The organism is Microbacterium sp. RD1 (genome assembly GCF_052220165.1).
Taxonomy (GTDB): domain Bacteria; phylum Actinomycetota; class Actinomycetes; order Actinomycetales; family Microbacteriaceae; genus Microbacterium.
In genome coordinates, this window is sequence record NZ_JBQPOL010000002.1 from 684,852 (window position 1) to 710,078 (window position 25,227).

Consider the following 25,227-nt stretch of genomic DNA (forward strand, 5'->3'; position numbering starts at 1 on the left):
CGCCCGGCGCGGCCGCGGGGAAGGCGCGCCTTCCTGGCGCGTGGGCGGCGGCGCCTCTAGCGTGGAGCCATGGAGATCCTGCGCCACGTCGTCGTTCTGATTCACCTCGTCGGATTCGCGACGCTCTTCGGCGCGTGGGTCGTAGAGGCCGTCGCGCGCCGCATCCGCGTCACGCGTGTGATGGACTACGGCCTGCTGATCGCCGGTGTGGCCGGCCTGATCCTCGCCGCGCCGTGGGGGCTCGATCACGAGCTGAACTACGTGAAGATCGCCATCAAGCTCGTGATCCTCCTGGTGATCGGTGCCCTCCTCGGCATCGGATCGGCGCGGCAGCGCAGGACGGGATCGCTGCCTCCGATCCTGTTCTGGCTTGTGGGGATCCTGACCCTGACGAACGCCGCCCTCGCCGTCCTCTGGTAAAAGCCGCCCGACCATGACTCCTCCCCCCGCCGTCACCGCCCCTGCCAACCCACGCTCGCGCGTCATCACCGCCAGCCTCATCGGCACGACGATCGAGTTCTACGACTTCTACGCGTACGCCACGGCCGCCGTCCTGGTCTTCCCGGCGCTCTTCTTCCCCACCGGGAATGACACGACCTCCCTCCTGGCGTCGTTCGGCGTCTTCGGCGCGGCGATGATCGCCCGCCCGCTGGGCGCCGTCGTCTTCGGTCATTTCGGCGACCGGTTCGGCCGCAAGGCGACGCTGGTCACGTCGCTGCTGACGATGGGCATCGCGACCTTCCTCATCGGATGCCTGCCCACGTTCAACGAGATCGGGGTGTGGGCGGCGCTGCTGCTGCTCCTCATGCGCCTCGCGCAGGGCTTCGCCCTCGGCGGGGAGTGGTCGGGCGCCGCGCTGGTCGCCACCGAGAACGCGCCCGCCGGCAAACGCGCGTGGTACGGCACGTTCCCGCAGCTGGGCGCGCCGCTCGGATTCATCATCGCCAACGGCATCTTCCTCGTGATCAATTTCGCGCTCCCCCACCCCGAAGGCGCAGCTCAGCGCTCGGCGGACTTCCTGGCGTGGGGATGGCGCGTGCCCTTCCTCTTCTCCGCCGTGATGGTGATCGTGGGCCTGTGGGTGCGCCTGCGCCTGGTCGAATCACAGACGTTCGTCAAGGCCGAGGAGAAGGGCGCCATCCGCAAGTACCCCATCGGCACCGTCTTCCGCCGGTACCCGAAGCAGCTCGTCCTCGGCACGTTCATCATGCTCGCCACCTACGTGCTCTTCTACCTGATGACGCAGTTCACCCTCTCCTACGGCACCAAGCCGGCCGACCTCGAGACCGCTGCGGCCGCGGCGCAGGCCGCAGCGGACCGCGGCGGACCGGCGTACGACGCCACAGCATTCGCGGCGCAGTTCTACCCCGGCCTGGGGTTCGCCTTCACCGACTTCGTCATCATGCAGATCGTCGGTGTGGTGTTCTTCGGGGTCTTCACGCTGCTGTCGGGTCCTCTCGCCGACTCGATCGGACGGCGGAAGCTCCTCCTGTGGGTCACCGGCCTCATCATCGTGTTCGGTCTGTCCTTCACCGTGTTCCTGCTGCCGCACGCCGATCCGAAGTTCACCGGCGCCCTGACACAGGCGTTCCTGGTGTTCGGGTTCGTCCTCATGGGCGCGACGTTCGGCCCGATGGGCGCCGTGCTGCCTGAGCTCTTCCCCACCAACGTGCGGTACTCGGGCTCGGCCATCTCGTACAACGTGTCGTCGATCCTCGGCGCCGCCGTCGCGCCGATCATCGCGCTGTGGCTCTGGCAGTTGGGCGACGGGAACCCGTGGCTGGTGGGGGTGTACCTCTCCGCGATGGGCGTGCTCACCTTCATCGCCCTGTTGCTGTCGCCGGAGACGAAGAACGTCGACTACGACGAAGACATCGGCGTCGGCGCGACCGGCTCCCTCTGACAGCCGTCATCCGCGAGACGGCATCCGCGCCACGAGACAGCGGCCGACGGATGCTGTCTCGTGGCGCGCGTGGAGTCTCGCGGGGGACTGTCAACCGAGGTTGACACAATCGCGCGATGTCAACTACGGTTGACGACGCCGGACGAACGCGAACGGCGAAGCGCAGAAGGGGGCAGCGACATGAGCGGCGATGATATCCGGACGGCGATCGGGGCGATCCCCGACCCCGAGCCGATCGCCGAGCTGCATCGACTCGCCGCCGTCCGCCGCGAGCTGGCGCGCGCCGAAGAGGTACAGGTGCGCCGTGCCCGCCTGCAGGGCTACTCCTGGCAGGCCATCGCCGCAGCCCTCGGCGTGACGAAACAGGCCGTGCACAAGAAGTACGGTCGAAGGTGACCCATCACAGCGAGGAAACCCGCATGTCCTCTCCCTCCCCCGCTCGCTCCCGCCGAGGGCGTCGCCCCCAGCCCGAGGGCCCGCGCGCGACCTTCCGGCAGCTCCTGCCGTTCCTGTTCGAGCACCGCGCGACTTTGGTCGTCGTGGCGATCCTCAGCATCCTCGGCGCGATCGCGACACTCGCCCAACCCGTCGTCGTCGGGGAGCTGATCACCCGGGTGCAGAACGGACTCGACCTGGGTGTCCTGGTGTGGCTGGTCGTGGGCCTCGTCGTGGTGTCCTCCGTGATCTCGGGCTACCAGCACTACCTCCTCCAGCGCACCGGCACGGCCGTCGTCTACTCCAGCCGGCGCCGCCTCATCGCCCGGATCCTGCACCTGCCGATCAGCGAGTTCGACGCACGGCGCACCGGCGACCTCGTCTCCCGCGTCGGCACCGACACGACGCTCCTCTACGCCGTACTCACGCAGGGGCTCGCCGATGCCGTGGGCAACGCCCTCATCTTCGTCGGCGCCCTGGTGGCCATGGCGATCATCGATCCTGTGCTTCTCGCGCTGATCGTGCTGGTCCTCGGAGTGTCGCTCGTGACGGTCGTGCTCCTCAGCCGCCGCATCCGTACCGCCTCCACCGAGCAACAGACCAAGGTCGGCGAGCTGGCATCGGCCGTCGAGCGCGCCGTGGGGTCCATCCGCACGGTCCGCGCATCAGGCGCCACCGAGCGCGAGACCACGGCGGTGACGGCGCTGGCAACCGACGCGTACGGCGTCGGGGTGCGGATCGCCCGCGTGTCGGCGCTCGTCGTCCCGGTCGCGGGCATCGCGCTGCAGGTCTCGCTTCTCGTCGTCCTCGGCGTCGGCGGCCTGCGCGTCGCATCCGGCGCGATCGAGATCGCGAGCCTCGTGACCTTCATCATCTTCCTGTTCCTCCTCATCGCCCCCCTCGGGTCGACCATCGGGGCGATCACCTCGGTCAACCAGGCGCTCGGAGCGCTCGGGCGCATCCAGGAGATCCTCGACCTCCCGACCGAGACTCAGGGCGACAGCCCGGATGCCACGGCATCCGTCGACCCGGCAGCGCCGGCGATCGCGTTCCGCGACGTGCGCTTCCGCTACCCCGAGCACGTCGTGCAGGCACGGGAGGCCGCCGCGAAAGAGGCGCGTGCAGTGCTCGAGCAAGCGCATCTCGAGCGCGCCGCCGAGGAGGCCGCGACAGAAGCCGACGCCGACTCGGACGTGCTGCGCGGAGTGACGTTCGACGTGCCGCGCGGCGCCCGCGTCGCACTCGTCGGGCCGAGCGGCGCCGGCAAGAGCACCATCCTCTCCCTCGTCGAGCGCTTCTACGACCCGACGGGCGGCGAGATCCTGCTCGACGGCGTCGACGCGCGGCGGCTGGACCGCGCCGCGCTCCGCGCCCGCTTCGGCTACGTCGAGCAGGACGCGCCGACCCTGGCCGGAACGATCGCCGACAACCTCCGCCTGGCATCGCCGGATGCCACCGACGCGGAGTGCGAGCGGGTCCTCCGGGAGGTCAACCTCGGCGACGTGGTCGGGCGCAGCCCGCTCGGAATCGACGCGCCCGTGGGCGAGGACGGCGTCATGCTCTCGGGCGGCGAGCGTCAGCGCCTGGCCATCGCCCGGGCGCTGCTCGCGGCACCCCCGGTGCTGCTCCTGGACGAGTCGACATCATCCCTCGACGGCGTCAACGAGCAGCGCATGCGAAACGCCATCGACGCCGTCGCCAGCGGCCGGACACTCCTCGTGATCGCCCACCGCCTCTCGACCGTCGTCGACAGCGACCTCATCGTCGTGCTCGAGGCCGGCCGGGTCGTCGGGCAGGGGACACACTCGGAGCTCGTCGCCTCGACGCCGCTCTACCGCGAGCTCGCGCGGCACCAGCTGCTCGTCTGAGACGCGCCCGCCGCACGTCCCGGTCCTGAGCGAGGAGCGCAGCGACGAGACGAAGGGCAGGGACGGGACCCTTCCGCTTCGTCTCGCTGCGCTCGCTCAGCGTCCGGGACGTGCGCGGGCGGCGGCGTCAGGCCTTCGCGAGCTTCAAGCGGTAGCGCAGCGACGCCAGCTCGGCGTTCAGCGCGGCGGGGATGCGTCCGCCGAAGGTGCCGTAGAACTCCTCGGTGAGGTCGGCCTCCTGCAGCCACGAGTCGGGGTCGATCGCGAAGATCTCCTCGAGGTCGGACGCCGGGACGTCGATGCCGTCGAGATTGAGGTCCGCGACGCGCGGGATGCGGCCGATGGGAGTGTCCACCGCCGCCACATCGCCCGTGATCCGCCGGATGATCCAGTCGATCACGCGCGAGTTCTCGCCGAAGCCCGGCCAGAGGAAGCGGCCGTCGGCGCCCTTGCGGAACCAGTTGACCTGGAAGATCCGCGGTGCGCGGTCGAACCGGAGGTTCTGACCGACCTTCAGCCAGTGCCCGAAGTAGTCGGCCATGTTGTATCCGCAGAACGGCAGCATCGCGAAGGGGTCGCGGCGGAGCTCGCCGACGGTCCCCTCGGCCGCAGCCGTCTTCTCCGACGAGATGGTCGATCCGAGGAAGACGCCGTGCGTCCAGTCGGTCGCCTCCACGACGAGCGGGACGTTCGTCGCCCGTCGGCCGCCGAACAGGATGACATCCAGCGGCACGCCCTGCGGCGCATCCCAGTCGGACGCGATCTGCGGGCATTGGGCGGCGTTCACGGTGAAGCGGGAGTTCGGGTGCGCGGCGGGCCGGCCGGAGTCGGGCGTCCACGCGTTGCCCTCCCAGTCGGTCAGCTGCGGCGGAGCCTCGTCGGTCAGGCCCTCCCACCACACGTCGCCGTCGGGGCGCAGCGCGACGTTCGTGAAGATCGTGTTGCCCCACAGGGTCTCGACGGCGGTGACGTTGGTCGACTCGCCCGTGCCCGGCGCGACACCGAAGAACCCGGCCTCCGGGTTGATCGCCCACAGCCGCCCGTCTTCGCCGGGGCGGATCCAGGCGATGTCGTCGCCCAGCGTCTCCACGCGCCAGCCGGGGATCGTGGGACGGAGCATGGCGAGGTTCGTCTTGCCGCAGGCCGACGGGAACGCGGCAGCGACATGGTAGGCCTTGCCTGCCGGGTCGATGACTCGGATGAGGAGCATGTGCTCGGCGAGCCAGCCCTCGTCACGCCCGATGACGGAGGCGATCCGCAGGGCGAAGCACTTCTTCGCGAGGATCGCGTTGCCGCCGTATCCGGAGCCGAACGACCACACCTCGAGGGTGTCGGGGAAGTGCACGATGTACTTCTCGTCGTTGCACGGCCACGGCTCGTCCTTCTGACCCGGCGCCAGCGGCGCACCCACCGAGTGCACCGTCTTGACCCACGGGTCGCCGTCGGCGATGCGCTGCAGCACCTCGGTTCCCACGCGCGTCATGATGCTGATGGACGTCACCGCGTAGGCCGAATCGGTGACCTGCACGCCGATGTGGGAGAGCGGACCGCCGACCGCACCCATCGAGAACGGCACGACGTACATCGTGCGGCCACGCATCGAACCGCGGAAGAACCCCTCGAGCGTGCCTCGGATCTCGGCCGGCGCGATCCAGTTGTTCGTCGGCCCGGCGTCTTCCTCGAGCTCGGAGGCGATGAACGTGCGCGACTCCAGGCGTGCCACGTCACCGGGGTGCGAGCGCGCCAGGTACGACCCCGGCCGCCACTCCGGGTTGAGCTTGATGAGCTTGCCCTCGTCCACCTGCTGACGCAGGAGCGCGTCATTCTCAGCGCGCGAGCCGTCGACCCAGTGGATGCTATCGGGCTGCGTCAGCGCGGCGATCTCGGCGACCCACGCCTCCAGCGCCTCCATGCCGGGCCCTGCCACGTCGGGGCGGACCCCGAAGCGACGCGGTGCGCCGTCGAGAGAGGCGATGGCGCCGGGGCGGGCGGTGTGAATCTCGGCGAGAGCCATTGGACGCTCCTTGAATTCGGCGATAACGGGTGTCCGGTTCCACTTTCGCGCGAAGATCGCCGCGTTTGGAGCCGGACTTCGTGTCAAAAGTCGCGATTCTTTAGATAGCATCAAGGAATGCCATCCGCAGCGATCGAGCTCGCCACCCTCGGCCACCGCATCCGGCACCACCGTATCGGCGCCGGTCTCACCCTCGACGAGCTCGGCGCCCTGGTGGGTGTCGCCGGGAGCCAGCTGAGTCTCATCGAGAACGGCAAGCGCGAGCCGAAGCTCTCGCTGCTGCAGGAGGTCGCCCGGGCGACCGACACCGATCTGTCCGAGCTGCTCTCCCCCGAACCCCCCAATCGGCGCGCCGCCCTGGAGATCGAGCTCGAACGCGCGCAGGCAGGTTCGGTGTTCCGCCAGCTCGGCATCGCGCCGATCAAGGTCACGAAGGGCATCAGCGACGAGACGCTCGAGGCTGTGCTCGGGCTGCACCGCGAACTCCAGCGTCGCGAGCGCGAAGCCATCGCCACCCCCGAGGAGGCGCGACGGGCCAACACCGAACTGCGCCTGCGGATGCGGGCGCAGGACAACTACCTCCCTGACATCGAGCGCCTAGCCGAGAAGCAGCTCAAGGCCGCGGGGCATGTCGCCGGTGCGCTCACGCACCGCACGGTGAGCATCATGGCCGAGCAGCTGGGCTTCGAGCTCATCTACGCCAACGACCTCCCGCACTCGGCCCGCTCGGTGACCGACCTCGAGAACGGCCGCATCTACCTGCCGCCCGCCTCGATCCCCGGCGGGCACGGTCTGCGCTCGATGGCGCTGCAGGCGATGGCGCACCGCCTGCTCGAGCACGAGCGCCCGTCGGACTACGCCGATTTCCTGCAGCAGCGGCTGGAGATCAACTACTACGCCGCCTGCTGTCTCATGCCGGAGACCAACGCCGTCGCGTTCCTCCAGCAGGCGAAGAAGGACCGCGACATCGCCGTCGAAGACTTCCGCGACGCATTCGGGGTGACGCACGAGGCGGCCGGGATGCGGCTGACGAACCTCGCGACCCACCATCTCGGCATCCGCCTGCACTTCCTCCGCGTCGACGGGTCGGGAGCGATCTCCCGCGTCTACGAGAACGACGATCTGCCCCTCCCCGTCGATGTCACCGGTTCCATCGAAGGCCAGGTCGCGTGCCGCCGGTTCTCCGCGCGCCGCGCGTTCTCGGAGCAGAACCGCACCACCGAGCACTATCAGTACACCGACACTCCCGCGGGCACCTTCTGGTGTTCGACCCAGACCGGAAGCACCTCCGAGGGGGACTTCTCGATCACCGTCGGCGTGCCCTTCGACGACGCCAAGTGGTTCCGTGGACGGGAGACGCAGCAGCGCGCCACCTCGCGCTGCCCCGACGAGTCGTGCTGCCGCCGGCCCCCGGCGGATGCCGCCGCACGCTGGGCAGGCAAGGCGTGGCCGAGCGCGCGCGTGCACATGCACATGTTCTCTCCGCTGCCCCGCGGGGACTTCCCCGGCGTCGACGACAACGAGGTCTACGAGTTCCTCGACCGTCACGCGGAGAACTGACTCACTCCCCGGCGGTCGCCGTCACCAGCAGGCGCACGCCCGCGCGCAGCTGCGGGGCCGGGACACCGGCGCGCGCCTGCAACGCGAGCGTCGCGAACTGACCGAGGTAGACCTGGGTCCGGGCCGCCTCGTCGCGCACCGTCGCACCCCGCGCGACGGCCTCGCGGATGCGGACGGCGATCTCGCGTTCGATGCCGGCGAGCACGCCGGCGAGTTTCTCCCGGATGTCGTCGTCGTGAGCGGCCTCCGCGGGCGCCGTTGAGAGCACGAGGCATCCGCGGGCCTCCCCGCTGCAGTACAGATCGATCACCGCGTCGAAGAACGCGATCGTCGTGGCGTCGAGATCGGGCCCGGCCTCCTGCCCGGCATCGGTGAGTGTCTGCTGCATCCGCTCGGCGAAGGTGTCCAGCGCCGCGAGATCCATCCTGGTTCGACCAGATCGACACGTCCGGCGCACTGCAGGAGGGCGAAGAGGTCATGGCCGCACCCATCCGGCCGTCGCGCCTGACTCCCCGGCGAGGTCGCCGCCGGATCACCCCGTGACGAACGCGGCATAGCGCGCCAGCGCCGCGGTCACGGCATCGGGGGCGACCGGGCCGAAGATGTGCGCTTCCGGATGCTGCGTGTCGCGGCCTCGCGCGACGGAGTGCCGCCACACCCCCGCGATCCTGCCGCGATCCAGCACGATCGGCTGCACGATGCCGTTGGCGCTGGGGCCGACCGTCGCGAGGTGCTCGGGCGCGCATGCTGCCGAGCGATCCGCGTAGGAGAGGTAGTACTCGTCGAACGGGGGCAGGGCCAGCACGCCCGGGGCCGCCGGGGCGCGGCGGGGCGCGGGCTCCACCGCGAGGTACGCGGCATCCGGGCCGTTCCCCACCGGAGTGATCTGCCCCGCGGCCGCCGCGATGCCCTCGCGGGCGAGGCCGAGCGGGAGGCCGGCCCACCACGCCAGATCGCGCGCGCCGGCGGGTCCGTGCGAGGCCACGAAGCGCACAGCCAGCTCGCCCAGCGGCGCGGGCGGCGCGGGCACGCCGTCGATCCATTCCTCGGTGAGCACGACGTGCTGCTCGCGCGTCATCGCGCCCACCCGCGCGACGACGGGGCCCAGGACGACGACGCCGCGGAAGGCGAGCGCCTGCAGCACGTGAAGGCCGCGCTGGCCCGCCGGATCGACCCCGCCGGACGCGAGCGCGTCGCCGAGCTCCGCTCGCCGGAGGCGGTTGCCGCCCCGCAGCGCCGCGCGGACGATCCGCTCGGCGCGGACCAGCGCGGCGGCATCGATCCCGAGCCGACGATGCTGAGGCGCGGCCCCCCGCAGCTGCCGCTCGCCGGTGACGCCCAGCATCCAGGCGAGATCCCGCGACGGGAGGATATGGAGCGTCCCGCGTTGCGTCCACGCGCGGACGATGTCTCCGCGATCGAGCGCGGCGTCCACGTCGCGGAACGTGGCGGCGCCGCGGGTGCGGATGCCCAGCGCCCACCGTCCGCCGAGGAAGTCCTGCGACTGCACGGCCAGCATGTGGGTCGCCGCGTCGAGGACGGAGGCGGCGGGCGCGACGAGCCGGTGCGAGCGCAGGCGCCGCTCGATCACCCGCTCGACCTTCATCCGCTCAGTCTGCCGTCCCCCGCGGACACGGCGTGTCCGCACGGGCGTCGTGGTGCCGAAGGGGCCGCTCGGGAGGCAGCTCGGGTCGCCACCCGGGGCCGGATGCGGCGGCACCCGCCACCCGAGCCCGCTCGGACCCGCCGGACCCCGTCCGGCCGGACAACATTCCGGACCACTTGACCCCCGCCTACCCGGACACCCCGGAGAAACCGCGCCGCACCGATCCGTCCGGAATGTTGACCGACGGCGCCACGCCGCACCGGCGCGGTGGGTTCAGGGGGCGACTCAGGTCGCAATCCGCGGCCGGATGCGGCGGCACCCGCCACCCGAGCCAGCTCCAAACCCGCGGAACCCGCCCCGAACCCGCCGAACCCGGCCCGACGAGCCCCAAACAGCCCAAACCCGCCCAGCCGATCCCGCCACCCGGACCCGCTCGGACCGCGGCCGGCCGGACAAAATTCCGGACCACTCCACCCCGGCCCACCCGGACACCCCGGAGAAACCCGCGCCGCGCCCATCCGTCCGGAATGTTGACCGACGGCGCACGGGCGCGGGGGGCTCAGGGGGCGGCTCGGGTCGCAACCCGCGGCCGGATGCGGCGGCACCGGCCACCCGGAGCCGCTCGGACCGCGGCCGGCCGGACGACATTCCGGACCACTCGACCCCGGCCCACCCGGACACCCCGGAGAAACCCGCGCCGCGCCCATTCGTCCGGAATGTCGACCGACGGCGCGAAGGGGACGGGATCAGGAGGCGGCGGCGAGGTCCTGCTGCGCCAGCATGCTGCCCGCGAAGAAACGGGTGAGCTCGTCGCGCGCAGTGAGCGGCAGGATGTGCGCGACGTACTGGTCGGGACGCACCACCACCAGGCATCCGCCGCGGTCGATGCCGCGCTCGTCGAAGATGTCGGGCTGATCGGCGTCGACGGCGTACACCTTCTCGTAGTCGATCACGGCGAAGGGGCCGACGCGCGGACGGAAGATCTCAGGGACATCGCCGAACTCCACGCCGTCGAGGGTCTGCTGGTAGACGACCTTGACATCGAACACGCTGTCGACGTCGGCGCCGGCCGGCGTGAACGTCGCGACCGGCGAGTCCGGCGAGGTGGCCATCCACTCTGCCCACTCGCCGAGCGCCGACGGCTGCCCGGCAGCCGGCGCGTCGGCGAAGGCGTAGATGCGCCAGCGACCATCGGCGCGGTGGTGGTGACCGAGGTGCACGGGGTTGGCATCGCCGATGCGCATCGCGTGCGCGGATTTGAACCGCTTGCCGATCGGAAACCCTGCCGCGAGCGCCTGGTGCTCGTCGGTTCCGATGAGGATCGACGGTGCGTACTGCGTCATGAATCCCGCGGGGAACTCCGCGGTGTCGACGTAGAACTGCGCCAGCGCGTCGGGGCTGTCGAACTCCTCGGGCTTGCGCGCCATCATCGACGACCACTCCCGGTCGAAGTCGATGAGGTTCTGCGCGATGACCTGCCGCTCGGCCGAATACGTGCTCAGGAGCGACGCGGGGCTGCGCCCTTCGAGGACCTGCGCGAGCTTCCACCCCAGGTTGAAGCCGTCCTGCATGGAGACGTTCATGCCCTGCCCGGCCTTGGCGCTGTGGGTGTGGCAGGCGTCGCCGGCGATGAAGACCCGCGGGTCCTGCCGACCGGTCAGCTCGACGGGCACATCGTCGAACTTGTCGGTGACGCGATGACCGACCTCGTACACGCTGTGCCACGCGACGTCGCGCACCTCGAGCGTGTACGGGTTCATGATGCGGTTGGCCTGGGCGACGATCTGCTCGAGGCTCGTCTGCCGCACCGCCCCGTTGTCGCCCTCGGGAACCTCGCCCAGGTCGACGTACATGCGGAACAGGTAGCCACCCTCGCGGGGGATGTGCAGGATGCTGCCGTGTTCGTGCGACTGGATCGCGCACTTGGTGCGGATGTCGGGGAAGTCGGTTTCGGCGAGGATGTCCATGACCCCCCACGCGTGCTGCGCGTGCGCGCCGATGTGCTTGCGGCCGATCGCCTCGCGGACGCGACTGCGCGCGCCGTCGCATCCGACGACGTACTTGGCCCGGACGATCCGCTCGGTGCCCTCGTCGTCGCCTGCGCTCCGGCGGAGGGTGACGCTCACGGGGTACTCGCCCTCGGTGCCGACCTCGAGACCGACGAACTCCCAGCCGAAGTCCGGACGCACGCGGGCCGGGCCGTTGGCGGCGTACTCGGCGAAGTAGTCCAGCACGCGCGCCTGGTTCACGATGAGGTGCTTGAACTCGCTGATGCCGTGCGGGTCGTCCTTCGTCCGCTGCCCGCGGACGATGTGCGAGGGATTCTGCGGGTCGGGGGCCCAGAAGTTCATCGCCGTCAGCCAGTACGCCTCCGCGACGATGCGCTCGGCGAAGCCGAAGGCCTGAAACGTCTCGACGCTGCGGGCCTGGATCCCATCCGCCTGGCCGATCTCCAGTCGTCCGGCGCGACGCTCGACCAGGCGCGTCGTGAGCGAGGGGAACATCGACAGCTGGGCGGCGAGCAGCATGCCGGCGGGACCCGATCCGACGATGAGGACATCCATCTCCTCGGGAAGCTCGGCCGGCCGGTCGATCCCGGTGCCGGCTGCGCGGAGGACGCGAGGGTCGCCGGAGACATACCCGTGGTGGTGGAACTGCATCGTCGTCGATTCCTTCCGTGACGGCATCGTCGAGAGACCGGATGAGGCGCTTGTTCTATAATCGAACCTGTGATTCAATTATCGATCATGCGATAGTACCGCCCTCCCCGTCGCACGTACACCCCCGCCCGGAAGGATCGTGGTCATGACCGACACCCTCACCGAATCGGGCACCGTTCCGCCGTCGCAGACGCTCAGCAGGGGTCTGCGCATCCTCGAGCATGTGGCGGATGCGGCGGGGCCCCTCACGACCGACGACATCGCCCGCAGCATCGGCGTCCACCGCTCGATCGCCTACCGTCTCATCCGCACGCTCGAGCTGCACGGGATGCTGACGCGGGACGACGCCGGCCGCTTCGACCTGGGCGTGCGCCTGTCGGCCCTCGCGGCCGGCGTATCGCGCGACCTCCACTCGGCGTCCCTCCCCGAGCTCACCGACATCGCCAACGAGCTGGGAATGACGGCGTTCATCGGCGTGCTCGAGGGCGCCGAGTGCGTCACGCTGACCTCGGTCGAACCCCGTGGCGCCGTCGCCTCCATGGCGCAGCATCCGGGCGCGCATCACCCGGCCTCGCGCGGGGCGACCGGCAAGGCCCTGCTCGCCCTGGTCCCCTCCAGCCAGTGGCCCGTCGAGGCGACACCGTCGCTGATCGCCGAGGTGGCCGCCATCCGCGACAGAGGGTACGCCACGAGCTCCGATGAGGTCATCCCGACGGTGCGCGCGGTGGCGGTTCCACTGCCTCTCCGGCGCCACCGCCCCGCGACGATCGCCGTGATCTACGTTGGCGAGGTCGCCGACGCCGCGGCCGTGGCGGCACGCCTGCAGCGCGCGGTCGACGCGCTGCAGGACGCACTGGACGGCTGAGGCGGCTCCTCGAGCGAACGAGTCCGCGCCGAGGCGACGTCTACGCGAACGGGTTCGCGGTGAGGGTGTACTTCGTCTGCAGGTACTCGTGGATGCCCTCGGCCCCGCCCTCGCGTCCCAGGCCCGACATCTTCCACCCGCCGAAAGGTGCCGCGGCGTTGGAGACGACACCGACGTTCAGCCCCATCATCCCGGTCTCGAGGCGCTCGATCATGCGCTGGCCGCGAGCGAGATTCCCGGTGAAGACGTACGAGACCAGCCCATACTCGGTGTCGTTGGCGATGCGCACCGCGTCGTCCTCGGTGTCGAACGGCACGATCGCCAGGACGGGTCCGAAGATCTCTTCGCGGAGGATCTCGCTGCCCGGCTGCACATCGGCGACGACCGTGGGCTGATAGAACGTCCCCGGGCCGTCGACGACGGAGCCGCCCGTCGTGACGGTGGCCCCGCGCGTGACGGCGTCGCCGACGAGCGATTCGGCCTTGGCCACCGCGCGGTCGTCGATGAGCGGACCGATCTGCACGCCGTCCTCGGTGCCGCGTCCGATCCGCATCTGCTTCACGCGCTCGGTGACGCGGCGGGTGAACTCCTCGACCACGCTCCGCTGCACGATGAAGCGGTTCGCCGCGGTGCAGGCCTGCCCGATGTTGCGGAACTTCGCGAGCATGGCGCCGTCGACCGCCTTGTCGAGGTCGGCGTCGTCGAACACGACGAACGGTGCGTTGCCGCCGAGCTCCATCGAGGTGCGCAGCACATTCCCGGCGGCCTGCTCCAGGAGGCGCTGACCCACCGGCGTCGACCCGGTGAACGACAGCTTCCGCAGGCGCGGGTCGCGGATGATGCCCTCCGACACCGGGCCCGTCGTGCTCGTCGTGAGGACGTTCACGACACCGGCCGGGACGCCCGCCTCCTCGAGGATCGCGGCGAAGAACAGTGTCGTGAGCGGGGTCAGCGAGGCCGGCTTGATGATCACCGTGCAGCCCGCCGCGAGCGCCGGCGCGATCTTGCGCGTGGCCATCGCGAGGGGGAAGTTCCACGGGGTGATGAGGAACGCCGGGCCCACCGGATGCTGCGTCACGATCATGCGCCCGGTGCCCTCGGGATTCGCCCCGTAGCGCCCCTGCACGTGCGCGGCCTCCTCGCTGAACCAGCGGAGGAACTCACCGCCGTACGCCACCTCGCCCCGCGCCTCGGCGACGGGCTTGCCCATCTCGAGGGTCATCAGCAGAGCGGCCTCTTCTTTGCGCGCCTGAAGCAGGTCGAAGGCGCGGCGGAGGATCTCGGCACGCTCGCGGACGGGCGTCGCCGCCCACGCGGGGAAGGCGCCCGCGGCGGCATCCATCGCCGCCGCGCCGTCGGCGACCGACGCATCCGCGATGGAGCGGATGACGGCACCGGTCGCCGGGTCGTAGACGTCCAGCGTCTTGCCGCCCTCGGCAGGCCGCCACTGGCCGCCGATGAACAGGCCGTCGGGAACGGATGCCAGCAGTTCGGTCTCGCGTGCGTCGCTCATGGGGTTCCTCCGCAGATAGGCTCGCCCCCATTCTGACGAGCGGTCAGCTCGAGGTGGATATACACGATGTACAGATCATCGCATCCATCTCGACACCGCGGAGGGATGCGCAGCGTCGCCCTATACTGTCGTCGTCCGGTGCCCCCGCGCCGGTGCTCGAAAAAGGGGCACGCAGCCCGCTCCGCGGAGCGCGCGAGACACATACGGTCCGAACCGTTCCCGTCTCACGAAAGGCTTCGCCATGCCCTCCGTCTCCGCCCACGTCGCCACGACCCTGGCCCGCTTCGTCGACACCGTCTTCGGGGTGATGGGAAACGGGAACGCCTATTTCCTCGACGCCCTCGACCGGGACACGACAGCCGGTTTCGTCGCCGTGCGGCATGAGGCGGCGGGCGTGGTCGCCGCCGACGCGCATTTCCGCGCATCGGGCCGGATCGCCGCCGCCACCGCCACCTACGGCGCCGGATTCACCAACACCCTCACCGCCCTGGCCGAGGCCGTGCAGGCTCGCACTCCCCTCGTGCTCATCGTCGGCGACGAGCCGACCTCCGGCCCCCGGCCGTGGGGGGTCGATCAGATCGCCCTCGCCTCGGCCGTCGGGGCGCGCACCTACACCGTCGGGCACCGGGATGCCGCGGCCACTGTCGTCATCGCCCTCGAACACGCGCGCACCTACCGGCTGCCGGTCGTGCTGGGCATCCCGTACGACGTCGCCACGCGCGAAGCCGGCGCGATCCCTGTCGCGTTCGAGCCCGAGTCGGTGCCGGAGCATCCGGCCCTCACGTCGTTCGGAGGGGGCGTTCTCGCGACCCTCGTCGACGCGCTCGCGTCCGCCGAGCGCCCCGTGCTCCTCGGCGGACGCGGCGCCTGGCTGGCCGGCGCCGGTCCTCTCCTCGATGAGCTGGCAGCCGTCACCGGGGCGCTCACGGCGACGACCGCGCTCGGCCGCGGGCTGTTCTCCGACCCCCGCTCCGATCTGGGCGTGGCCGGCGGCTTCGGTGCGCCGGGAGCCATGGGGCTCGTCGCCGAGGCCGACGTCGCGGTCGTTTTCGGGGCAGGGCTGAACCAGTTCACGATGAGGTTCGGCGAGCTCTTCTCCCCCGGAACGCGGCTCTTCCAGGTGGATCTCTCCCCGACCGCGACGCATCCGAACGTGGGCGGGTACGTCCGCGGCGACGCCGCCGAGGTGGCGGCGGAGATCGTGCGCCGGCTGCGCGAGCGGGGCGCGGCACCGTCGAGGTGGCGCGAAAGCGTCGATGTCGAGGCGGCGCGTCGCCAGGAGACCGGCGACGACCGCGGACCGGACGGGCGGATGGATCCCCGCGCCGCCGCCGTCCGCATCGCCGAGCTCCTCCCCCAGGACCGCGTGGTCGTCTCCGACGGTGGCCATTTCCTCGGGTGGCCCAACATGTACTGGCCCGTGGCCTCGCCCGACCGCATGATCATGGTCGGGACCGCCTACCAGTCCATCGGCCTGGGCTTTCCGAGCGTCCCCGGCGCGGCCGTCGCGCGTCCTGATTCGACCATCGTGCTGGCCACCGGCGACGGCGGCGGACTCATGGCCCTCGCCGACCTCGAGACGGCCGTCCGCGTCGCCGGCGGACGAGGGATCGCGACGGTCTGGAACGACGCCCAGTACGGCGCGGAGGTGCTCAACTACGGCAGAAAGGGTCTCGCGCGGGAGCCGATGCTGATCCCGGAGATCGATTTCGCCGCCGTGGCGAGCGGCCTCGGCGCGCAGGGGATCGTGGTGCGTGAGGTCGGCGATCTCGACGCTCTCGCGGCCTGGACCTCCCGCCGCGCGGAGGAGCGGCCCTTCCTGCTGCTGGACCTCCGCGTGAGCGGCGCCGTGATCGCGCCGTACTGGGAGGAGATCGCACGCCTCGGATGACGCCGGCGCCGTCCGCCCCGACCCGACGGTCGGAACGGACGGCGAGCCGGGTCAGCGGTCGGCGAAGGACGCCACGCAGTCCAGCGTCGCGTCGTCGTACTCCGCATCCGCGTAGCGCTCGAGCCCGGCGATGTACCCGTCGAGCACGCCCTCGGCGTCCTCGAGGCCCTGACCGGTAGCGAGCTCCACCCACTTCTGCGTGCCGCTGTCGCCCACCGACTTCTCCCACTCGTCCGTCGCCGACTCGCTCCATCCGGAGAGATCCTCGACCGTGGGCGACTCGAGCATCTCGCTGCACTGCCCGGCTGCGGACTCGTTGAACGCGGCGATCCCCTCGCCGGTGTTGAGCTCCTCCACCACCGAGTCGAACGACTCCCTCAGGTCGTCGGGAAGCGCGTCGTACGCGTCCTTCGACACCCACATGCCGAAGGTGGAGTACTGCCCGACGCCCGGATCCGCCCAGTACGGCAGAAGCTCCATGATCTTGTAGTTCACGGGGAAGTCGATGGCGCCGCCGATCACGTTGACGACGCCGCGCTCGACGGATTCGTAGGTCTCGGATGCCGTGATCGCGACGATGTTCGCGCCGGCCGTGCCGAGCACCTGCTGGATGATCGGCCCCGACGCCCGCATCTGCGTGCCGGCGAGCCCGGCCGGGTCGGTGATCGGCTGCTCGCTGCCGATGAGGAACCGGCCCACCGGCCACGTGGCGACGTGGTGCAGGTTGTTGTTGTCCATGATCGCCTGCGCGGCGTCGTCCTCGACGTGCAGGTCGTAGATCGACTGCATCACGGCCTGGGAGTTCTGGCTGAGGAAGGGGATGCTGACCATGCTGGTCGAGGGGAAATACTGCGGCGTGTAGTCGGGCACTGTCACGCCGATCTGCGCGCGGCCGTCCCGGACGCAGTCGGCCACCTCGTTGGCCTTGCACAGCGCCTCGGTGGCGGTGCGTTCGAACGAGATACGCCCGTCGGTGACCTCCTCGACGCGATCGAGGAACCAGTCCTGGACGGCGGCGTTCGGGGTGCCGGCGGTGGCGCCGGTCACGAGGGTGAACACCACCGACTCGCCGTCGGCGGCATCGGCGTCACCGCCCGGGGAGTTCTGGATGCCGGAGCACCCGGCGAGGGCGAGAACGGCCGCCGCCAGAGCGCCCGCGGCAGCCAGGCGGCGGCGAGGAGGGGTGAGCGATGAGAACATCGTCGTCCTTTCGTAGAGCCCGAGCGCCAGCGGCGTCGAGCTGATCTCAGTGTTCAGGGTCGGAGGGCGAACCCCCATGGCGGGAGCCGCAGACGCATCCGTCAGCGGCGCACGGTCGTTCAGCCGGCTCCCTGCGCCGTGAGGGAGGGGAGCCAGAGCGTGATCGCGGGCACGAAGAAGAGCACGGCGCACACGACGAGGTCCATGAGCATGAGCGGCAGGACGCCGCGGAAGACCGTCTCGGTCGGCACCCCCGTCGTCCCCGAGACGACGAAGCACGTCATCCCCACCGGCGGGGTCACCATCCCGAGAGCCGTGAGCTTCACGATCATCAGTCCGAGCCACACGCCGCTGAAGCCGAGCTCCATGGCGATCGGGTAGATGATCGGCACCGTGATGATGAGCACGGAGATCTCATCCAGCGCCGTCCCCAGCGGCAGCAGGAGCAGGAGCAGGAGGCCGATCGTCAGCAGCGGCGGGACGTCGAGCGCCGCGATCCACGCGGTGATCGTGTCGGGGACGTGAGCGGCGATGAGGAAGGTCGAGAAGATGCTCGATCCGACGAGGATCATGAACACCATCGACGTCGTCTGGGCGGTGTCCAGGAGCGCGCCCTTCACGTTCGACCACATCGCGGTGATCCCCGAGCGACGGAACTCCCACAGCAGGATGAGGAGGGCGGCGAAGGCCGCGATCGCCGCGGACTCCGTGGAGGTGAAGACTCCGGAGAACATCCCGCCGAGGATGATCACGAAGATGAGGCCGAGGCGTACGAGCCCCCGCCACGGCAGCGTACGGAGGGTGAGACCGTACGTCTGGCGCACCGTCGCGGTGTCGGGGACGGTGTGCAGAGCCGCGTCGACGGAGGCCGATGCGACCGGCGCGTCGTCCGCACCGCCGCGGGCGGCCACGGCGGCACGCGTGCGCGCTTCGACCACGACGTCAGCCAGCTGCGTGTTGTCGCGCACGATCTGGCGGTGACCGAGGACGAGGATGTAGACGATGTAGCCGGCGGCCGACAGCAGCCCCGGGATGATGCCCGCCGCGAGCATCTGGGCGACCGACTCACCGGTCATGATGGCGTACAGCACCAGGAACGTGCTCGGCGGGATGATGACGCCGAGCGTCCCGGCGATGGCGACGATGCCGGTGGCCAGGGCGGCGGGATACCCGTAGGCGCGCATCTGCCCGACCGACAGCTTGGACATGGTCGCGGCGGTGCCGATGCTCGACCCGGACACCGCGGAGAATCCCGCGCACGCCATGACGGTCGCGACTCCCAGACCACCGGGGAATCGGCTGACGAAGAAGTTGGCGATGGCGAACACATGCTCGGCGATCCGAGCGCGCATGGCCAGCATGCCCATGAGGATGAACATCGGGATGATGGTCAGCGAAAAGCTCGCGGTCGCGGTGAAGGGCACAGAGCCCAGTACATTCGTGGCGTAAGCGGTCCCCTGCAGGATGCTGAGCCCCAGCGCTCCCGACAGGGCCAGTGAGAGGGCCACCGGCATCCGCGCCATCAGCAGCACGATGAGCAGCACGACCATGGCGAGGACGATCATCGTCACCAGCATGAAATCACTTCCTTCTCTCTGCCGACGTCACACGTCGGCGGGGGCGTCGGCGTCATCGCCGTACGCCGGGGCACCCCGCAGGGTGCGGAGGACGTTGGCCAGGGCGACCACGAGCCACAGCGCCAGGCCGAGGGCGATGACCCATCGCAGCGGCCAGACCGGCCACTGCACGAGGCCGAACCTCGTCTCGTGGAGCGAGGTGGCCTGCAGTGCCCGGGCGACGGAGGCGTAGGTCATCCAGCCCAGCAGCGCGGCGTTGAGCAGCCAGATGACGACGGACACCGCCCGCGCCAGCGGCGGCTTCAGCCGATCGGTGACGACCGACACCGCGACGTGGCCACCCTGCATCGACGTCCACGCGAGGCCGAGGAACACGGACACCACGAGCGCCGACTCGGCGACCTCGAGCATGCCGGGGACGCTGGCACGGGCAATCCATCGCACGAGGACGTCGATCACCGTGGCGAGCATGAGCACCAGGAGCGCTGCGGCGGCGATGACCCCAAGCACGGCGCTCTGGCGTCGCAGGTAGGTCTCGAAGACCGAGGCCCGCGGATGCCCGGGTGCCGCCGTGGTCATCGTGCGCTCCAGAACTCGAACGCGCGGGTGTGGTCGACGTTCCCGAGCGCATCCAGCGCGTCGCCGAGGGCGGCGGTCACGGCGTCGCACACCGGAGCGGCGTGCTCGCTCGCCTGCTGTACCTTCTGCGCGATCCGCACGTCCTTCGTCATGAGCGGAAGGGCGAAACCCGATGCGAACTCGCCGCCCACCACGTGGGTGGGGAGGACGTGCGTCGTGACGAAGCTCTGACCGGTCGAGACGTTGAAGATGTCGACCATCACCGCGGGGTCGAGGCCGAAACGCGCGCCGGCGACGAGCGCCTCACTGGCGGCGGTGAAGGCGGCTGCGGCGACGAAGTTGTTGAGCGCTTTCATCGCATGACCGGTGCCGAGGCCGCCGGTGCGGAAGATCGTCGAGCTCATGGTCTCGATCACGGGGACCGCCCGGGTGGCGGCATCCTCGTCGTCTGCGCCGAGCATGATGGCCAGGGTCCCGGTGACGGCCCGCTCACGTGCACCCGAGACCGGCGCGTCGACGAGGTGGATCCCGGCCGCGGCGAGCATCCGGCCGGTCTCGACGGTCTCGGTGGGGTCGGACGAGCTCATATCGACGACGACCGCTCCCGGGGCCAGGGGGATGCGCGGCGATCCGTCCTCGCCCACCAGCACCGAGCGGACGATGGCGCTCGTCGGCAGCATCAGGACGATGACGTCGCAGGCCGCCAGGTCAGCGACGGAGGCGGCGGACCTCGCGCCGATGCGAGCGGCCAACTCCTCGGCGCGCACCGCGTCGACGTCGTGGACGAGCACGTCGGCGAACCGCTCCGACGCGGCGATGTTGCTCACCATCGGGTCGCCCATGGTGCCGAGGCCGATGAATCCCACCCGCTCGACGGCGCGGCGCTCTGTGGTGGCGTCGGTCATCGCGTCTCCTTCCCGGCCGGCACGGCGGATGCGGACTCGTCGTCCACCGTGGACGGGAGTCCTCGTTCGATCAGGATCTCCTCGAGCGCCCGGAGGCCCTCGACGGCTGCGGGGATGCCGCAGTACAGGGTCGAGTGCACGATCACCTCTCGCAGCTCGAGCACCGACACGCCGTTGGCCAGCGCGCCGCGCACGTGGATGCGCAGCTCGTGGGACTTGCCCTGTGCGATGAGCATCGCGAGGGTCACCTTGCTGCGATCCGTGAGCGAGAGGCCGTCCCGCTGCCAGATGTCGCCGAAGCAGTACCGCGTGACGTAGTCCTGGATCTTGTCATTCAGGTCGGTGGTGTGCTCGACCTGGCCCTCCGCACCCTCGGGACCGAACATGTCCCGCCGTTGACGGAGGCCGACGTCGTACAGATGGTCACGGATCACGGAGAGCTCCCTTGCGGTCGGAACGGGGCCGGGGAGGCCCGCCGAATCAGTGTGCGCGACGCGAGCGCCGCCCGTCTTGTGCGCCGACGCACGCCGCATGGCCAGACGCGCACGCCCCCCGACGCACGGATGCGGCCTCTCGCGCCCGCGCATAGGCTGTCGGAACAGACCGGCATCACTGCGAGGAGGCAGGCGGTGGAGGCGAACGACCAGACCGCACGCGCGATGGAGAATCACGACGGCGTGAGCTTCGACGAGTGGATCCAGCTCGTCGGAAACCGCTTCGTGCCGCTGACGGTGTCGACGATCGACCCGGACGGCTTCAGCGGGAGCCTTCGCACGCGGGTGGTCGACGGGACGTGCGTGACCGACATCGCGGCGTCCTCGCACAGCGTGCATCGCCTCCCCGAAGCCATCAGCGACGATGATCCGCACCATCTGAAGCTCAGCATGCAGCTCGAGGGCACCGGCCTCGTGATGCAGGACGGGCGAAGCGCTCACCTCACGGCCGGCGACGTCGCCATCTACGACACTGCACGCCCGTACACGCTCGAATACGACGGCCCGATGCGATCGCTGGTGATGATCTTCCCCCACAGCATGCTGGGCCTGTCGGCCAACCTCGTCCACACCGTCACGGCGGTGCGCCTGCGCGGTGACACCGGCATCGGCCGCGTCATCTGTCCGTTCATGCAGCACATGGCGGAGGAGATGCATCTGCTGGACGGCGTCTCGGGGGCGCGCATCATGCGCAGCGCCTTCGACCTCATCACCGCGCTGCTGTCGGCGGAGCTGCACGACTCCGCCACGCGCGAGCCGTGGCGGGTGACGCTCGACGCCGTGGCGCATTACATCGACGCGCACCTGGAGGACGCAGCCCTCAACACAGACAGCCTGGCCCGCGCCCACTTCATCTCGTCGCGTCAGCTGCAGTACCTCTTCCAGGAGGAGGGGCTGACCGTCTCCGGCTACATCCGCCAGCGACGACTCGAGCGCTGCCGGCTCGACCTGGAAGACCCCGCCCTCGCTTCGCGCTCGATCGTGCAGATCGGGCAGAGCTGGGGGTTCGTCGACCCGAGCCACTTCAGCAAGCTCTTCAAGGCCACCTACGGCCGGAGTCCGCGCGATCACCGGCTGGCCTTCGTCGACGCGGACGTCCTCCCGGCCTGATCGGCCACCCCCGCTCCGTTCGCGCGCGGACATGAAGCGTGCGCCGCTGCCCGAGAGCGAGCGCGCCTTCGCGGCTTGACTGGGGGAACCGATCTGCTCAGGGAGGAACAGATGACCCACACAGAGGTGGCTGAGCCACACACCGCCGGGCTGCTCGACGAGATCACCGTCGCCGCCGCATCCGGACGCGCGATCCCCGACGCCGCCACGGGCGAGACGATCGGGCATGCACCGGTGCACACCGTCGACGACCTGAATGCCGCCATCGACGCCGCACGGGCCGCGCAGCCGGCGTGGGCCGCGCTCTCGCACGCGGAACGGTCCCGCATCCTGCACCGCGCCGCCGATGAGATCGAGGCGCACGCCGAGGAGCTCGCACAGATCATCGCCAGGGAGCAGGGCAAGCCCCTCAACGGCCCGGGCGCGCGCTTCGAGGCCGGCGGCTGCGCGGCCTGGGTGCGCCAGGCCGCCGACACCGTTCTCGAGCCGGAGGTCCTGTTCGAGGCGGAGGGGACGCGCTCGGAGCTGCACTACGCGCCGCTGGGCGTCGTCGGAGCGATCGGACCCTGGAACTGGCCCGCCCTGATCGCCATCTGGCAGATCGCCCCGTCCCTGCGCATGGGCAACACCGTCGTGACCAAGCCCAGCGAGTACACGCCCCTGAGCGTCCTCGCCGTCGCCGCCCTCCTCAACCGTCACCTGCCCCCAGGGGTGCTGACGGTGGTGTCTGGCGGCCGGGACGTGGGCGAGGCCTTGGCGGCGCATCCGGGCCTGGACAAGATCATGTTCACCGGGTCCACGGCGACCGGGCGCCGCATCGTGGAGAGCTCGGCACACAACCTCGCCCGGCTCACCCTGGAACTCGGCGGGAACGACGCGGGGATCGTGCTCCCCGGCACCGACGTCCCGGCCATCGCGCAGAACCTCTTCTGGGGGATCTTCATCAACACCGGACAGACGTGCGCCGCGCTGAAGCGGCTCTACGTCCATGACTCCCTGTACGACGATGTCGTACAGGCCCTCGCCGAGCTCGCCGAGACGACGCCGATGGGTCCGGGAACCGACGAGGGCAGTGCCCTCGGCCCGCTGTCGACGCGGCAGCAGTTCGACGTCGTGTCGCGGCTGGTCGAGGAGGCCCGCGCGGCGGGCGCTCGCGTCGTCACCGGCGGCAAGCCGGCACCTGAGCTCGGCGCCCACTTCTACCGCCCCACCGTCGTCGCCGATATCACCGACGGCGTCGGGCTCGTCGACGAGGAGCAGTTCGGCCCCGTGATACCCGTCATCCGGTACAGCGATCTCGAGGACGCCGTCGCGCGCGCCAATGCGTCGGCGCAGGGCCTCGGCGCATCGGTGTGGTCGGCTGATGTCGACGAGGCCCTCGCCGTGGCCGCCCGTCTGGAGGCGGGCACGGTCTGGATCAACCAGCACGGCACCCTCAACCCGCAGGTGCCCTTCGGCGGCGTGAAGGGCTCGGGGTACGGCATGGAGTTCGGCCGCGAGGGACTGAAGGCCGTCTCGGCACCGAAGGTCATCACACGCTGAACCGCCCGCGTACCGGCGGGGACTCCGCGGCGCGTGCCCCGGAGTCCCCGTGCCGGCCGCGATCAGCCCCGAGAGGTGCCGTAGATGGGGCTGTCGTCCTCGCGATCGGCGCTCATGCCGAGCGGGACGTTGGTGCGGTCGCGCAGCACCAGCGTGGCGACGAAGGCGACCACCATGACGCCGGCGATGTACCACGCCACCGCCCACGACGTGCCGGTCTCCTGCACGAGCCACGTCGAGATGAGCGGTGCGAACGCGCCACCGAGGATGGCGCCGATGGCGTACGCGATGGACACGCCGGAGTACCGGATGGCGGCGGGGAACAGCTCCGTGAAGTAGGCCGCCTGCGGCCCGTACGTGAGGCCGTTGCCGATCGTGAACAGGGCGATGCCGACGAAGAACAGCCACGCGTTGCCGGTGTTGACGAACGGGAAGAGCAGCCACACGGTGATCAGGAAGACGATCCAGCCGAGAATGTAGGTGTTGCGTCGTCCGATGCGGTCGGAGAGAGCGCCGCCGATCCAGGTGAACAGCAGCCACACCAGCGCCGAGGCCGACACCGCCAGCAGCACGGGGGTGCGGTCCATTCCCACGAAACCGCCCTCATCGACGGGCGTCGTGGCGTAGTTCTGCAAGAAGCCGCCGGTGGTCATGTATCCCGCCGCGTTGTTGCCCGCGAAGGTGAGAGCGGCCAGGATCACCAGCAGCCAGTGCTTGCGGAACAGCTGGACGATCGGCATCCGCGTGCGCTCGCGCTTGACGGCCATCTCGGTGAAGACCGGGCTCTCGTCGACGGTGCGCCGCACGATGAAGCCGACGACGATGAGGACGAAGCTCAGCAGGAAGGGGATGCGCCAGCCCCACTCCAGGAACGCGTCACCGGGCGAGATGACACCGGTCATGAGCGCGAGGACACCGGATGCCAGCAGCATGCCCAGCGGCACACCCATCTGGGGGAACGCGCCCATCCGGCCGCGCCGTCCCTCGGGAGCATGCTCGACGGCCATGAGCACGGCACCGCCCCACTCGCCGCCGGTCGACAGCCCCTGCAGGATGCGCAGCGCCACGAGGAGGATCGGCGCCAGGATGCCGACCTGAGCGTAGGTGGGCAGGACGCCGATGAGCGTCGTCGCGCCGCCCATGAGGACGAGCGTCCACACGAGCATCGCCTTGCGGCCGACGCGGTCGCCGAAGTGCCCTGCCAGGAAGGCGCCGAGAGGGCGGAACAGGAAGCTGACCCCCACCGTGGCGAAGGACAGCAGCACGGCGGCCTGCGGGCCGGCCGGCTGGAAGAACAGCGTCGCGAAGACGAGGCCTGCGGCGTTGGCGTAGAGGAAGAAGTCGTACCACTCGATCGTGGTGCCGATGATGGTCGCGACCGCGACCTTCTTCATGTCCGAGCCGGTGGCGACGGTCTTGGTGAAGGGGGATGCGCTCATGCGCGGACTCCTTTGTCGAACGGGGGGATGTCGGCGGTCCGTTGCCGTCGTTCGGTCCGATGATAT

At 70.3% G+C, this 25,227-nt stretch carries 20 protein-coding genes; 9 read left to right on the plus strand and 11 right to left on the minus strand.

The window, feature by feature from the left end; translation table 11 throughout:
* Window positions 1-69 precede the first annotated feature (69 nt).
* The 4 genes from ACTU3I_RS12150 to ACTU3I_RS12165 all read left to right on the plus strand — a co-directional run bounded on the left by ACTU3I_RS12150 (window position 70) and on the right by ACTU3I_RS12165 (window position 4,206).
* Window positions 70-420, plus strand: coding sequence for a Fe-S protein (locus ACTU3I_RS12150; RefSeq protein WP_442925950.1), 351 nt, complete (start codon window positions 70-72; stop codon window positions 418-420).
* A gap of 13 nt (window positions 421-433) precedes the next feature.
* Window positions 434-1,903 carry an MFS transporter gene (locus ACTU3I_RS12155; RefSeq protein ID WP_442925951.1) on the plus strand — a complete coding sequence of 490 codons (1,470 nt, stop codon included), beginning with the start codon at window positions 434-436 and terminating at the stop codon, window positions 1,901-1,903.
* 180 nt (window positions 1,904-2,083) lie between these two features.
* Window positions 2,084-2,299, plus strand: coding sequence for an AsnC family protein (locus ACTU3I_RS12160; protein ID WP_442925952.1), 216 nt, complete (start codon window positions 2,084-2,086; stop codon window positions 2,297-2,299).
* A gap of 23 nt (window positions 2,300-2,322) precedes the next feature.
* Window positions 2,323-4,206, plus strand: a complete 1,884-nt coding sequence (locus tag ACTU3I_RS12165; RefSeq protein WP_442925953.1) for an ABC transporter ATP-binding protein — start codon at window positions 2,323-2,325, stop codon at window positions 4,204-4,206.
* A 127-nt stretch (window positions 4,207-4,333) separates the two neighbouring features.
* On the opposite strand, the gene ACTU3I_RS12170 is transcribed toward ACTU3I_RS12165, so the two are convergent.
* Window positions 4,334-6,220: a phosphoenolpyruvate carboxykinase (GTP) gene (locus ACTU3I_RS12170; RefSeq protein ID WP_442925954.1), complete on the minus strand. Its 1,887-nt coding sequence runs from the start codon at window positions 6,218-6,220 to the stop codon at window positions 4,334-4,336.
* Between the two features lie 117 nt (window positions 6,221-6,337).
* Here ACTU3I_RS12170 and ACTU3I_RS12175 point away from each other — a divergent pair, with 117 nt between their 5' ends.
* Window positions 6,338-7,780: a helix-turn-helix domain-containing protein gene (locus ACTU3I_RS12175; RefSeq protein ID WP_442925955.1), complete on the plus strand. Its 1,443-nt coding sequence runs from the start codon at window positions 6,338-6,340 to the stop codon at window positions 7,778-7,780.
* Between the two features lies 1 nt (window position 7,781).
* Here the strand turns inward: ACTU3I_RS12175 and ACTU3I_RS12180 are convergent, their stop codons facing one another.
* The 3 genes from ACTU3I_RS12180 to ACTU3I_RS12190 all read right to left on the minus strand — a co-directional run bounded on the left by ACTU3I_RS12180 (window position 7,782) and on the right by ACTU3I_RS12190 (window position 12,046).
* Window positions 7,782-8,204: a hypothetical protein gene (locus ACTU3I_RS12180; protein ID WP_442925956.1), complete on the minus strand. Its 423-nt coding sequence runs from the start codon at window positions 8,202-8,204 to the stop codon at window positions 7,782-7,784.
* Window positions 8,205-8,312: 108 nt separating this feature from the next.
* Window positions 8,313-9,386: a winged helix DNA-binding domain-containing protein gene (locus ACTU3I_RS12185; RefSeq protein WP_442925957.1), complete on the minus strand. Its 1,074-nt coding sequence runs from the start codon at window positions 9,384-9,386 to the stop codon at window positions 8,313-8,315.
* Window positions 9,387-10,132: 746 nt separating this feature from the next.
* Window positions 10,133-12,046 (minus strand): FAD-binding monooxygenase, encoded by a 1,914-nt coding sequence (locus ACTU3I_RS12190; RefSeq protein WP_442925958.1) that lies wholly within the window; start codon window positions 12,044-12,046, stop codon window positions 10,133-10,135.
* A 145-nt stretch (window positions 12,047-12,191) separates the two neighbouring features.
* On the opposite strand from ACTU3I_RS12190, the gene ACTU3I_RS12195 reads away from it, so the two are divergent.
* Window positions 12,192-12,911 carry an IclR family transcriptional regulator gene (locus tag ACTU3I_RS12195; protein WP_442925959.1) on the plus strand — a complete coding sequence of 240 codons (720 nt, stop codon included), beginning with the start codon at window positions 12,192-12,194 and terminating at the stop codon, window positions 12,909-12,911.
* Window positions 12,912-12,951: 40 nt separating this feature from the next.
* On the opposite strand, the gene ACTU3I_RS12200 is transcribed toward ACTU3I_RS12195, so the two are convergent.
* A complete protein-coding gene (locus ACTU3I_RS12200) occupies window positions 12,952-14,424 on the minus strand; it encodes an NAD-dependent succinate-semialdehyde dehydrogenase (protein ID WP_442925960.1) in 1,473 nt (490 codons plus the stop codon).
* Window positions 14,425-14,665: 241 nt separating this feature from the next.
* Here ACTU3I_RS12200 and ACTU3I_RS12205 point away from each other — a divergent pair, with 241 nt between their 5' ends.
* A complete protein-coding gene (locus tag ACTU3I_RS12205) occupies window positions 14,666-16,315 on the plus strand; it encodes a thiamine pyrophosphate-binding protein (RefSeq protein WP_442925961.1) in 1,650 nt (549 codons plus the stop codon).
* A gap of 51 nt (window positions 16,316-16,366) precedes the next feature.
* On the opposite strand, the gene ACTU3I_RS12210 is transcribed toward ACTU3I_RS12205, so the two are convergent.
* The 5 genes from ACTU3I_RS12210 to ACTU3I_RS12230 are packed head-to-tail and all read right to left on the minus strand — an operon-like array spanning window position 16,367 to window position 21,010.
* Window positions 16,367-17,593: a TRAP transporter substrate-binding protein gene (locus tag ACTU3I_RS12210; protein ID WP_442925962.1), complete on the minus strand. Its 1,227-nt coding sequence runs from the start codon at window positions 17,591-17,593 to the stop codon at window positions 16,367-16,369.
* Window positions 17,594-17,634: 41 nt separating this feature from the next.
* Entirely contained in the window at window positions 17,635-19,092 is a 1,458-nt protein-coding gene (locus tag ACTU3I_RS12215) for a TRAP transporter large permease (protein ID WP_442925963.1), read from the minus strand.
* A 27-nt stretch (window positions 19,093-19,119) separates the two neighbouring features.
* Window positions 19,120-19,671 carry a TRAP transporter small permease gene (locus tag ACTU3I_RS12220; RefSeq protein ID WP_442925964.1) on the minus strand — a complete coding sequence of 184 codons (552 nt, stop codon included), beginning with the start codon at window positions 19,669-19,671 and terminating at the stop codon, window positions 19,120-19,122.
* Entirely contained in the window at window positions 19,668-20,576 is a 909-nt protein-coding gene (locus tag ACTU3I_RS12225) for an NAD(P)-dependent oxidoreductase (protein WP_442925965.1), read from the minus strand. Before ACTU3I_RS12225 ends, ACTU3I_RS12220 begins: the two co-directional genes overlap by 4 nt.
* Window positions 20,573-21,010, minus strand: coding sequence for a carboxymuconolactone decarboxylase family protein (locus ACTU3I_RS12230; RefSeq protein ID WP_442925966.1), 438 nt, complete (start codon window positions 21,008-21,010; stop codon window positions 20,573-20,575). Before ACTU3I_RS12230 ends, ACTU3I_RS12225 begins: the two co-directional genes overlap by 4 nt.
* A 195-nt stretch (window positions 21,011-21,205) precedes the next feature.
* Between ACTU3I_RS12230 and ACTU3I_RS12235 the strand changes: the two genes are divergently transcribed.
* Both ACTU3I_RS12235 and ACTU3I_RS12240 read left to right on the plus strand, forming a co-directional pair.
* On the plus strand, window positions 21,206-22,180 hold the full coding sequence (locus ACTU3I_RS12235; protein WP_442925967.1) for a helix-turn-helix domain-containing protein: 975 nt from the start codon (window positions 21,206-21,208) through the stop codon (window positions 22,178-22,180).
* A gap of 111 nt (window positions 22,181-22,291) precedes the next feature.
* Entirely contained in the window at window positions 22,292-23,722 is a 1,431-nt protein-coding gene (locus tag ACTU3I_RS12240; RefSeq protein WP_442925968.1) for an aldehyde dehydrogenase family protein, read from the plus strand.
* 62 nt (window positions 23,723-23,784) lie between these two features.
* Here ACTU3I_RS12240 and ACTU3I_RS12245 read toward each other — a convergent pair whose 3' ends face one another.
* Window positions 23,785-25,161: an MFS transporter gene (locus ACTU3I_RS12245; protein ID WP_442925969.1), complete on the minus strand. Its 1,377-nt coding sequence runs from the start codon at window positions 25,159-25,161 to the stop codon at window positions 23,785-23,787.
* Between the last annotated feature and the right edge of the window lie 66 nt (window positions 25,162-25,227).